This window comes from Sporichthya sp. (assembly GCF_013815995.1).
In the GTDB taxonomy this organism is placed as follows: Bacteria; Actinomycetota; Actinomycetes; order Sporichthyales; family Sporichthyaceae; genus Sporichthya.
In genome coordinates this window covers 1-10762 of record NZ_JACDFE010000164.1, presented here as the reverse complement: position 1 = coordinate 10762, position 10762 = coordinate 1, and the positions used below count along the sequence as shown (strand labels likewise).

The window sequence follows — 10762 nt, the reverse complement described above, 5'->3', positions numbered from 1 at the left end:
GCGCAGCTGCGCACGGATTGGACCGGCGACGAGGCGGCGCTGCGCAAGGCCGGCGACGCCGCCGCGCAGGAGCTGCTCGCCGAGCGTCTGACCGTCGCCCGGCCGGATGACGCTGTGCTCTCGGAGGAGGCCAGGGACAACCCGATCCGGCTCGGGGCCGACCGCGTCTGGATCATCGACCCGCTCGACGGCACCCGCGAGTTCGGCGAGGGTCGGCACGACTGGGCCGTGCACGTCGCGCTCTGGGAGCGCGCGGCCGGACCGGAGGGCGATCTGACAGTGGGGGCCGTGGCGTTGCCCGGCCGTGGGCTGGTGCTCGGCTCAGCCGGGCTCACCGTGCCGGAGCCGGCCGACGGACCGCTTCGGATCGCCGTCAGCCGGACCCGGCCGCCGGCGGTGGCTGTGGCCGTCGCGGAGGCGCTGAACGCCGAGCTGGTCCCGATGGGGTCGGCGGGCTACAAGGTCACCGCGGTGGTGCTCGGCGAGGTGGACGCCTACATCCACGGCGGCGGGCAGTACGAGTGGGACTCCGCAGCACCTGTGGCGGTCGCCCGGGCCGCCGGTGTGCACACCTCCCGCCTCGACGGGTCCCCGTTGCGCTACAACCGGCCCGACCCGCTGCTGCCCGATCTGGTGATCGCCCGGGCCGAGCTGGGCGCGCCGCTGCTGGCCGCCATCGCCGCCGCGTCTGGACCGGTTGAGTGACCCGGGGGCGCGACCCGAGAGCCGGACACGGGAGAATTCCCCCATGAGCGAGAAGACAAAGGCTCCGCACGACTACCAGCTCAGCCAACTGCGTGTGCTGGAGTCCGAGGCGGTGCACATCATCCGCGAGATCGCCGCGGAGATGGAGCGGCCCTGCCTGCTCTTCTCCGGTGGCAAGGACTCCGCGGTGATGCTGCACGTGGCGGCCAAGGCCTTCGCCCCGGCGCGGATCCCGTTCCCGGTCATGCACATCGACACCGGGCACAACTTCCCCGAGGTGCTGGAGTTCCGCGACGCCGAGGTCGCCCGGTTCGGAGTCCAGCTGATCATCGCCTCGGTGCCGGAGGCGATCGAGCGCGGCTTCGTCCGCGAGGAGCCCAACGGCTCGCGCAACCGGATTCAGACCCCGGTGCTACTGGAGGCCTGCGAGAAGCACAAGTTCACCGCGCTGTTCGGCGGTGCGCGGCGGGACGAGGAACGCGCGCGGGCGAAGGAACGGATCTTCTCCTTCCGGGACGAGTTCGGCCAGTGGGACCCGAAGAACCAGCGGCCGGAACTGTGGAGCCTCTACAACGGCCGCATCCACGCCGGGGAGAGCATTCGCGTCTTCCCGCTCTCGAACTGGACCGAGCTCGACATCTGGCACTACATCGCCGAGGAGAACGTGGCGCTGCCGCCGATCTACTACGCGCACGAGCGCGAGGTGTTCGACCGCGACGGCATGCTGATGGCCAACAACGAGTTCTGCCGGCCGCGCGAGGGGGAGACCACCTTCACCGCCACGGTCCGCTACCGCACCGTCGGTGACGCGACCCTGACCGCGGCCGTCCGCTCGGACGCCCGCGACGTGCAGGCGATCATCGACGAGGTCGGCGCCACCCGGCAGACCGAACGCGGTGCCACCCGCGGCGACGACCGGGCGACCGAGGCCGCGATGGAAGACCGCAAGAAGGAGGGCTACTTCTAAATGGACCTGCTTCGGTTCGCCACCGCCGGTTCGGTCGACGACGGCAAGTCCACGCTGATCGGGCGCCTGCTCTACGACACCAAGTCGATCTTCGAGGATCAGCTCGAGCACGTCGAGAAGGTCAGCCGCGACAAGGGTCGGGAGTACACCGACCTGGCGCTGCTCACCGACGGCCTGCGCGCCGAGCGGGAGCAGGGCATCACCATCGATGTCGCCTACCGCTACTTCGCCACCCCGAAGCGGAAGTTCATCATCGCCGACACCCCGGGGCACATTCAGTACACCCGGAACATGGTCACCGGCGCCTCCACCGCCGACCTCGCGATCATCCTGGTCGACGCGCGCCACGGCCTGGTCGAGCAGTCCCGCCGGCACGCCTTCCTCGCCTCGCTGTTGCAGGTGCCGCACGTCGTGGTCGCGGTCAACAAGATGGACCTGGTCGACTGGGACCAGGACGTCTACGACCGCATCCACGCCGAGTTCACCGGATTCGCCGCGCGGCTGCGCATCCGCGACCTGATGACGATCCCGATCTCGGCGCTCAACGGCGACAACATCGTCGAGCGTTCGGCGGCCTCACCCTGGTACGCCGGGTCCTCGCTGCTGCACCACCTGGAGAACGTGCACGTCGCCTCCGACCGCAACCTGATCGACGTCCGGTTCCCGGTGCAGTACGTGATCCGCCCGCACACCAAGGAGCACCACGACTACCGCGGTTACGCCGGGACGATGGCCGGTGGCGTACTCAAGCCGGGCGACACCGTCACCGTGCTGCCGAGCGGTTTCTCCACCACGGTCGAGGCGATCGACGCCCTGGACGGTCCGTGCGAGGAGGCGTACTCGCCGATGTCGGTGGTGGTCCGGCTCAAGGACAACCTCGACATCAGCCGCGGCGACATGATCTGCCGCCCGAACAACATGCCGAATGCCACCCAGGACATCGATGCGATGGTCTGCTGGATGACCAACACGCCGTTGCGCCCCGGCATGAAGCTGGTGATCAAGCACACCACCCGCACCGCTCGGGCCTTGGTGAAGGATCTGCAGTACCGGCTGGACATCAACACCCTGCACCGCGACGACTCGACCGGCGAGCTGGGCCTGAACGACATCGGCCGGGTCCGGCTGCGCACGACGCAGCCGCTGTTCATCGACGACTACGGCAAGAACCGCGACACCGGTGGGTTCATCCTGGTCGACGAGACCACCAATGTGACGGTCGGCGCCGGGATGATCACCGACTCGAGCTGAGGGCAGGCCGCGCTACCAGCTGCCGTCCGCGACGGGCAGGGCCTGGTCGATGGCAGTGAGCAGCGCCGAGGCAATGAAGGGCTTCGTCAGGTAGGTGGCGCCGAGCGCCCGGCCGGCGTCGATGCTCTCCTGCTGGACCCGGGCGCTGAGGAAGATCGCCGGCACGGAATCCATGCCCTCGCGCTTGCGGAGTTCGGCGAGCAGCTCGAAGCCGGTCATCATCGGGAGCCCGACGTCGAGGATGGCCACGTCGGGCGGCGTCTCCCCGAGTGCGTCCAGGGCCTGCTGTCCCGACGTCGCCGAGAGCACCTTGTGTCCGGCGGCGCGGCACCGAGCGGTGACGAGCGCGAGGATGTCGGGGTCGTCCTCGACGACCAGAAGACGTGCCATGTCAGCTTCCTCCGCTGTCGATGATGTTCAACATGTGCTGGATGTCGCGGGATCCGACCGGCTTCGTGACGTAACCCTCCAGGTTCGGCCGCGCGACGTCGGTCGGCGGATCGAGAGCCGAGACGACGCACACCGGGACCGCGCCTGCGGTGCGCTCCCGGAATCGCGCGATGAACTCCCACCCGCTCATCCCCGGCAGCCCGATGTCGACGACGGCAAGGCACGGCCGGCTCCACTCGAGGGCGGCCAGACCGGCCTCGCCGGAGGCCACCGCGACAGCGTGATAACCCGAGCGGGAGAAGCGGCGGCGGAGCAGCTCGCGTACGTCCGTGTCGTCCTCGACGATCAGAACCGCCGGCGTCGTGGTCATGCCGCGCCCACCGCCTCGGCGGCCGGCTCGGCCGGCTCGGCCGGCTCGGCCGGCTCGGCCGCTAGCAGGGGCAGGTCCACGGTGACAGTCGTGCCCACGCCGACGGCGGAGGAGACCGAGATCGTTCCGCCGTGGTTCTCGACGATCGACTTCACGATCACCAGGCCCAGCCCGGTCCCGGAGATCGCGTACTCCCGAGCTGACGACGCGCGGAAGAACCGGGTGAACAGCTGGGCCTGCTCGTCCTCCGGAATGCCGATCCCGGAATCGGAGATGCTGAGCCGGGCCCAGCTCTCTGCCGCCGAACCGCGGACGGCCACGCGTCCACCCTCAGGGGTGAACTTCACGGCGTTGGTCACCAGGTTGAACAGCACCCGTTCCAGCTGACCGCCGTCACCGAGCACCGAACCCAGGTCCTCCGGGACCTCGACCAGGACGTCGAGTTGGCGCGCGCCGAGGATCGGGAGCACTGCCCGGTGCACGTCGTTCACGACGGTCGCGAGGTCGACGGGGGCCGTCAGCGGCCGGGTGCTGCCCGACTCGATGCGCGAGAGCGTCAGGAGATCCTCGATCAGGGCGAGCAGGCGGCGGGAGTTGCGCTCCACCACTTCGGCGAGCTGCAGTTGGTCGTCGTTGAGCGCGCCGCCGTCACCTTCGACCAACATCGCGAGGTAGCCGATGATGCTCGTCAACGGCGTGCGCAGCTCGTGGGAGACCGACGAGACGAAGTCCGACTTGACCTCGTCGAGCTCCCGTAGCCGACGGCTGATCTCGAGCTCGTGCTGATAGGTCTGCGCCTGCAGCAGCGCGGCGCCGACGGTGCGGGCGAGCGCGCGCACGATCGCCACCTCGTTGCCGGTCCAGGCACGCGGCCGGGTGGTGTGCACCGCGAGCCACCCCAGGAGCCGGGAGCCGACCCACATCGGCGCGCCCAGGTACCCGCTTAGCCCGTAGCCGTCCCACAGTTCGGCCATTTCGGCGGCCTCCGCCGGGCGGAGCCGCGCGTCGTCCTCGGCATCGAAGATCACCAGGGCCGAGTCGCCACCGGGGATGTTGCGGGACAGCCGCACGATCCCGACCGGCGGTTGCGCATCGATGGGGATCGGCGGCAGGCCGCCGCGGACCCAGGACTCGGCGATCATGCCGACGGGGTTGTCCTCATCGGCCAGGCGCACCAGGACCCGGTCGGCGTCCAGACACTCACCCAGCGCGGTCACCGCCCGGCGCTGGACGGAGGCCGGATCCAGGTCCTCGCGGATCGCGTGGGTGAGGTCGTTGATCAAACTGGCGCGCTGTGCCTGTTCCCGGACCAGCAACTCGTTGCGGCGCTGGTCGGTGACGTCGGAGGCGATGGCGATGAAGCCGATCGGGACGGAGTCCGCCGCCCGGATTGCAGACACGGTCAGTGAGACCGTGATCCGTTCGCCGGTGCTCCGGAGGTAGGTCCAGTCACGCACGTCCGCCTCGCCGACGCGCGCCGCTGCGACGAGAACCTCGAAGCCGGCGGGCACGTCGAGCTCCCGCGCCCGCTCGGCCAACTCCTGTGGATCGTGGAGGAAGGTGGGCGTCCGCCCGAGCACGTCCTCCGGCTGGTAGGCCAGCAGCCGGCTGGCGCCTTCGTTGAAGACCGTGATCGCGCCGGCGGCGTCGGTGGCGATGATGGAGAACTGGGTCGCAGCCTCGAGCAGACCGGCGAACTGGTCACGCACCTCGCGGGCCCGCTCCTCCGACTTGGCGAGGCGGTGCGCGCTCTCCCGCAGACCGCTGACCAGCGCGATCACGCTCATCCCGATGAAGGCGGAGATGGCCGTGACCATGGCGGCGCGGTGCAGCTCGACGAACTGGTAACCGGAGGCGTCGTCCCACAGGGACGGCGCGGCCAGGACGGCGCCCATCCCGACGAGGCAGAGCACGACCTCCCGGCGGTTGCCGTGCATGGCCAACAGCAGCAGGGGGAGCAGGACGAGTGTTGTGAGCGGCGACGTCGGCCCCTGGGTGGCCTCGCGCAGAAGGCCCACCACGGGCAGGTAGGCGAGCGGCACGAGCGTCTGCGTCCACCGCGGCAGGCCGTCCCAGGGGAGCAGGAACGCGGCCAGGGCAAGGAGCAGGAACGAGACGGCGGCGACGACGAACAACGCGACGTTGTCCGAGGTGACGCTGAAGGCCGCCACGAACACCGCGACGGCGCCGACGACCGCATACGGGACGATGCGGGGCAGCAAGCCGTCCTTGGTGAAGGGCCCGCGGTCGCGCAGGTCACCCGACGCGGTGGTCACGCCTGACTTATCGGCAGGCGAGCGCGACATCTGAATGGTGCACGGCCGCTCACGCCGACGGCCGAGGACAAACCGGCTCGGTGGTGGATTTATCCTCGCTCGGCGAGGGAACGAGTACAAGAGTCGGCGTCGGGATGTTCACCGTCCACCAGTCAGCGGCCGCCCCCGAACCTTGGAGCGGTGCATGACGCGGTTGAGTCGACCCTTCGCAGTCGCCGTGGCCTCAGCACTGCTGTTCGGCTACGCGCCGGACGCCGTCGCGTCCCCGGCGCGGGCAGAAGATCGGCTTCTGCATCTACGACAACGAGCGACGCGCGCCGCGTCCCAAGCAGCCGGCCCGCGCGGACTTCCCCCGCGAAGGGTGCGGGGAACGGAGCTCAAAGACGCTGCGGATGGGCCTGTCCGTGGGATGGGGCGACAAGTACTCCTGGACGCTGCTGGGTCAGTACGTGTGCATGACCGGCCTGCCCGCGGGCGATTACCGGCTGCTCGGCACGGCCAACCCCGACGGGGTGTTCTTCGAGCAGCGCGAGGACAACAACGACGTCTTCGTCGACCTCCGGTTCCGCCGGGACAAGGGGGTCGCGTCGATCAAGATCCTGCGCCGGGGTGCTCGTCCGGTCGAGGCGACCGAGACCACCGCGGTCGCCTCCGAGCCGGAAGATCACGCCGGGCACGACGACCCGCCGAGCTCGGCCCGCTCGCCCGGGGCGGCGACGGTGCGCGGCGCAGGTCTGGCGCCGAGCCGCCGCGCGAGGTTGACTACGCGTCATGCCTCTCGACGCCGGTTCCCTTGACGCCATTCTCGCCGTCGCCGTCGCCGAGGGGGCCGTCCCCGGCCTGGCGGTGGTGATCACCGACCGCGACGGAATGCTGTACTCCGGCACCGCCGGAACCCTGCGCGCCGGCGGGAACCCGGTGGACGCCTCGACGATGTTCCGCTACGCGTCCTGCACCAAGGCGCTCGCCAGCGTCGCCGCGCTGCAGCTGGTGGAGCAGGGCCGGATGTCGCTCGACGACGAGGTCGCCACAATTTTCCCGGAGTTCGGCAAGCTGCAGGTGCTCGACGGCTTCGACGGCGACACCCCGATCCTCCGCCCGCCGGCGCGTTCGCCGCTGGTCCGCGAGCTGCTCACGCACTCCTCCGGGCTGACGTACTTCTTCACCAACCCCGAGGTGGCCAAGTTCCACGCGGTGACCGGGACCGTCGACGTCCTGTCGGGGGAGAAGGCGGCGCTGACCGAGGTCCCGCTGGCCCGCGACCCCGGCATCATCTGGGACTACGGCACCAACACCGACTGGCTCGGCCTGCTCGTCGAGCATGTCAGCGGCCAGTCGCTGGACGCCTACTTCGCCGAGAACATCCTCGGCCCGCTCGGGATGACCGACGTCACCTTCGCCCCCACCGCCGAGCAGCGCGACCGGCTGATGCCGGTCTACGCCCGCACCCCGGACGGCGGCCTGGTGGAGACCCCGCTGGAGCTCGCGGCCGAGCCGGAGTGGTTCTCCGGCGGACATGGCCTGTACGGCACGGCGGACGCCTACGCCCGCTTCATCCGCGCCATGCTCCGCGGCGGTGAGCTCGACGGCGCCCGCATCCTCACGGAGGAGAGCGTCGCGCTCGCCTTCAGCGACCAGCTGGGCGGCGTGCCGATGCCGACCGAGGGCATCGTGTCCACCGTCCCGGAGTTGCTGAACGACGTCCCGCCTTTCCCCTTCGCGGAGAGCTGGGGCCTGGGCTTCCACCTGGTGCTTGAAGACGTCCCCGGCGCGCGCCGGGCCGGAACCGGCGACTGGGCCGGGATCTTCAACCTCTACTACTGGATCGACCGCTCCAGCGGTGTCGGCGGCATGATCCTGACCCAGGTCCTGCCGTTCTTCGACGCCGGCGTCGTGAACACCTCGCTGATGATCGAGGGCACCGTCTACGCCCAGCTCGGCATCGCCTGAGCCAGGACCGGAGTTACCGGCTCCGGCGGGTCAGGTGACCGAAGACGATCACGTTGGACTGGTAACCGCCCTGCGTGCGGTCGTAGCGGCCGCCGCAGGTGATGAGGCGGATCTCGGCCCGCCGCTTCGGGCCGCCGTACACCCGATCAGTGGGGAAGGCTGACCGCGGGTACACGCCGACCGAGTCGACGACGAAAGTCAGCGTGGACCCGCCCGCCGCTCCGATGACGATGCGGTCCCCGGCGCGGGCCCGGCCCAGCGCGCTGAAAACGTCCAGTCCCGTCGCGGAGTCCACGTGCCCCGCGATGACGGCGCGGCCTCGCTCTCCCGGTTCCGGGCCGGCCTCGTACCAGCCCGCCCGGCCGTAAGGGGGAGGAACCAGGACGTCATCGGCGTCCAGCTGCAGGGGGTCCAGAGCAGCATCGATGCGCAGGGCCGGGATGCGAACCCTCAGCGGCCGAGGGGCCACCGACAGCGGCGAGCTGCGCGACGGCTTGAGAGTTGCGCTCTCGAAGACCGGCGGTGCCAGGGGAAGGGCGGGCGAGGTGCTGGCCGCCGGGGCCGCGTCGACTGACGTCGACGAGGCGAACCCCACCGCGACGGACCCGATGAGCGCGGCCAGCGCAACACCGACCGACGCCCGGCGCATCAGACGTCGGGTCGGCGTTGCGCTCGTGCCGGTCACTGCGGGCTCAGGTCAGCCGGACTTCCGGAACCGCTTGGCTCCCAGCGCCACCGCGGCCACTCCCGCGCCAGTGAGCATCAGCAACGGCATGGCCCCGCCGTCGCCGCCCGTGGCGCCACCGCCACCGGTCTCGACACCGCCGATGCCGGGTGCGCCGCCGTCCTCGTTAGCGGGTTTCCCGACGCCACCGACGTCGCCGCCGTCCTCGTCGCCACCGCCGGCGCCACCGCCACCGCCACCGGCATCGGACGCGCACTCGACGTCGAAGACCTTGGTCTTACTGTCCCCCGGGTCGTTGACGTTCGCCGCGGTGACCTTGTACTTGCCGGTCTCGAGCTCGAGGTTGGCCGGGTCGGTGTTGAACAGGCGGCTGCGACCGGCGCCCTTCTTCCCGTTCTTGCTGATGTTCTGGGTCGCTGTGTAGGTGTCACTCGCGGTGGTGGGCTCCCCGGCGACGTTCCCGCCGCCCTGGGGCTCGAAAGTGACCCGGTACGTCTCGCCGGCGGTCACCCCGAAGGCCGCGATGTAGAAGGCGCAGCCCGGCTTGGGGTCGTTCGCGTTCTCCTCGAACGGCGTCCCTTGCGCGTGCACCTTGATGGTGCCGGGGTCCGCCTGCGCGGTGCCGGGCAGGGCGAGAACCGCGAGGGCGAGCGCGCCCGTGACGGCGGCCGCGCGAGCTGCGATGGCCGGGTGGGACGAGGTCATGGTGTCTCCTAAAACCGAACCGGCAGAGATCCGGTGGGGTGGGCTGAGCGGCCGGGAGCGCATGCCGACACGCCGAAGTGCGCAGTTAGTCCCGAATGTTCCCCGATAATGGGGTATCGAGCGTCCGGCGGCAATCCGCCTGGGGTCAGCGCGCGAGGCGGGCGAAAACCACGACGTTGTCCTGGTAACCCCCGCGGGCGGAGTCGTAGCGGCCCGTACAGGTGATCAGCCGGAGCTCGGCCGGCCCGTCCGCGCCGTAGACCGCGACTGGTCGGGAAGCGGCTCCGCGGGTGGGTCTCCACCGCCGATACGACGAACGTCACTGTCGACCCGTCGGCCAGCCGAACGCGGATCCGGTCCCCGGGCCGGGCGTTGCGCAGGGCGGCGAATACGTCGGGTCCGGTTTTGGAGTCGACGTGGCCGGCGACAACTGCACGGCCGGGCTCGCCGGGCTCGCCGGGCTCGGGGCCCGCCTTGTACCAACCCGCCTTGCCGTAGTCCGGCGGGACGAGTTCGCCGTTCGGTCCGAGGTGCAGCGGTTGCAGGGTCGCGTCGATACCGAGCCGGGGGATCCGCACCCGGCGCGGTAGCGGCGCACCGTCCAGCCCCGGGCGCCGGAGAGTTGGGGACTGGGCTTCCACCTGGTCCTGGAGGACGTCCCCGGCGCGCGCCGGGCCGGCACCGGCGACTGGGCCGGGATCTTCAACCTCTACTACTGGATCGACCGCTCGACCGGGGTCGGCGGCATGACCCTGACCCAGGTCCTGCCGTTCTTCGACGCCGGCGTCGTGAACACCTCGCTGCTGATCGAGGGCACCGTCTACGCCCAGCTCGGCATCGCCTGACGCCGGATCAGGAAGCCAACGTCGCGAAGACGATCAGGTTGTCCTGGTAGCGGCCGCCGACGTACGCACCCGTGCAGGTGATCATCCGGAGCTCGGGCCGCCGCTTCTGGCCGCCGTAGACCTGCGCGGTGGGGAATTCGTCCTGCGGGTGGGTCTCCACCCGGTCTACGACGAACCGGACCATGGAGCCGTCGGCGAGCTTGACCACGATCCGGTCGCCCTTCCGGGCCCGGGCCAGTGCGGCGAACACGTCGGGACCGGTCTTGGAGTCGACGTGACCGGCGATCACGGACCGGCCGGCCTCGCCCGGCTCCGGGCCCGCCTGGTACCAGCCGGCCCGACCGTACGCCGGCGGCACCAGCACCCGCTTGGCGTCGAGATGCAGCGGGTCGAGTGCGGCGTCGATCTCGAGGCGCGGCATCTGCACGCGGACCGGCCGCGCCGCCTCGGCCAGCGCCTGCGGTGGGACCACGCCCTTGACCTCGGGTTGGACCTCGGGCTGCGCTGCGCCCTGGCTGGAGGAGAGAGCCGGCGACTCCGCGCGCACCTCATCGGCCGGTTCGGACTCGGCGCCACAGCCGGCGACGAGTCCGAGAATCAGGCCGGACACCACGGCGA

At 70.6% G+C, this 10762-nt stretch carries 12 protein-coding genes; 5 read left to right on the top strand and 7 right to left on the bottom strand.

The window, feature by feature from the left end; all coding sequences use genetic code 11:
* The 3 genes from H0X00_RS17015 to H0X00_RS17005 form a co-directional block, all read left to right on the top strand.
* Positions 1-705, top strand: a 705-nt coding sequence (locus H0X00_RS17015; protein WP_293773179.1) for a 3'(2'),5'-bisphosphate nucleotidase CysQ, incomplete at its 5' end; no start/stop codon positions are given.
* Positions 706-748: 43 nt separating this feature from the next.
* Positions 749-1672: a sulfate adenylyltransferase subunit CysD gene (gene cysD / locus H0X00_RS17010; RefSeq protein ID WP_293773176.1), complete on the top strand. Its 924-nt coding sequence runs from the start codon at positions 749-751 to the stop codon at positions 1670-1672.
* On the top strand, positions 1673-2923 hold the full coding sequence (locus H0X00_RS17005) for a GTP-binding protein (RefSeq protein ID WP_293773173.1): 1251 nt from the start codon (positions 1673-1675) through the stop codon (positions 2921-2923).
* A gap of 12 nt (positions 2924-2935) precedes the next feature.
* Here the strand turns inward: H0X00_RS17005 and H0X00_RS17000 are convergent, their stop codons facing one another.
* Genes H0X00_RS17000 through H0X00_RS16990 form a run of 3 tightly spaced genes read right to left on the bottom strand, consistent with a single transcriptional unit; the run spans position 2936 to position 5959 of the window.
* Positions 2936-3313: a response regulator gene (locus H0X00_RS17000; protein ID WP_293773170.1), complete on the bottom strand. Its 378-nt coding sequence runs from the start codon at positions 3311-3313 to the stop codon at positions 2936-2938.
* Between the two features lies 1 nt (position 3314).
* Complete coding sequence (locus H0X00_RS16995) at positions 3315-3683, bottom strand: response regulator (protein WP_293773168.1); 369 nt, start codon at positions 3681-3683, stop codon at positions 3315-3317.
* Entirely contained in the window at positions 3680-5959 is a 2280-nt protein-coding gene (locus tag H0X00_RS16990; protein ID WP_293773164.1) for an ATP-binding protein, read from the bottom strand. Before H0X00_RS16990 ends, H0X00_RS16995 begins: the two co-directional genes overlap by 4 nt.
* A 281-nt stretch (positions 5960-6240) precedes the next feature.
* Here H0X00_RS16990 and H0X00_RS16985 point away from each other — a divergent pair, with 281 nt between their 5' ends.
* Entirely contained in the window at positions 6241-6756 is a 516-nt protein-coding gene (locus H0X00_RS16985) for a lysyl oxidase family protein (RefSeq protein WP_293773181.1), read from the top strand.
* Positions 6731-7909, top strand: coding sequence for a serine hydrolase (locus H0X00_RS16980; RefSeq protein WP_293773161.1), 1179 nt, complete (start codon positions 6731-6733; stop codon positions 7907-7909). Before H0X00_RS16985 ends, H0X00_RS16980 begins: the two co-directional genes overlap by 26 nt.
* A 13-nt stretch (positions 7910-7922) precedes the next feature.
* Here the strand turns inward: H0X00_RS16980 and H0X00_RS16975 are convergent, their stop codons facing one another.
* The 4 genes from H0X00_RS16975 to H0X00_RS16965 form a co-directional block, all read right to left on the bottom strand.
* Positions 7923-8558 (bottom strand): class F sortase, encoded by a 636-nt coding sequence (locus H0X00_RS16975; protein ID WP_293773159.1) that lies wholly within the window; start codon positions 8556-8558, stop codon positions 7923-7925.
* A 48-nt stretch (positions 8559-8606) separates the two neighbouring features.
* A complete protein-coding gene (locus H0X00_RS16970) occupies positions 8607-9299 on the bottom strand; it encodes a hypothetical protein (RefSeq protein WP_293773156.1) in 693 nt (230 codons plus the stop codon).
* An 8-nt stretch (positions 9300-9307) separates the two neighbouring features.
* Positions 9308-9877, bottom strand: a complete 570-nt coding sequence (locus H0X00_RS23920) for a class F sortase (RefSeq protein WP_367186672.1) — start codon at positions 9875-9877, stop codon at positions 9308-9310.
* Between the two features lie 274 nt (positions 9878-10151).
* The coding region (locus H0X00_RS16965) for a sortase (protein WP_293773154.1) at positions 10152-10762 on the bottom strand (611 nt) is incomplete at its 5' end.

Bases quoted from the DNA above. Each gene is read 5' to 3' on its own strand.
- cysD (WP_293773176.1), top strand. From the start codon at position 749: ATGAGCGAGAAGACAAAGGCTCCGCACGACTACCAGCTCAGCCAACTG.
- H0X00_RS17005 (WP_293773173.1), top strand. From the start codon at position 1,673: ATGGACCTGCTTCGGTTCGCCACCGCCGGTTCGGTCGACGACGGCAAG.
- H0X00_RS17000 (WP_293773170.1), bottom strand. From the start codon at position 3,313: ATGGCACGTCTTCTGGTCGTCGAGGACGACCCCGACATCCTCGCGCTC.
- H0X00_RS16995 (WP_293773168.1), bottom strand. From the start codon at position 3,683: ATGACCACGACGCCGGCGGTTCTGATCGTCGAGGACGACACGGACGTA.
- H0X00_RS16980 (WP_293773161.1), top strand. From the start codon at position 6,731: ATGCCTCTCGACGCCGGTTCCCTTGACGCCATTCTCGCCGTCGCCGTC.
- H0X00_RS16975 (WP_293773159.1), bottom strand. From the start codon at position 8,558: ATGCGCCGGGCGTCGGTCGGTGTTGCGCTGGCCGCGCTCATCGGGTCC.
- H0X00_RS16970 (WP_293773156.1), bottom strand. From the start codon at position 9,299: ATGACCTCGTCCCACCCGGCCATCGCAGCTCGCGCGGCCGCCGTCACG.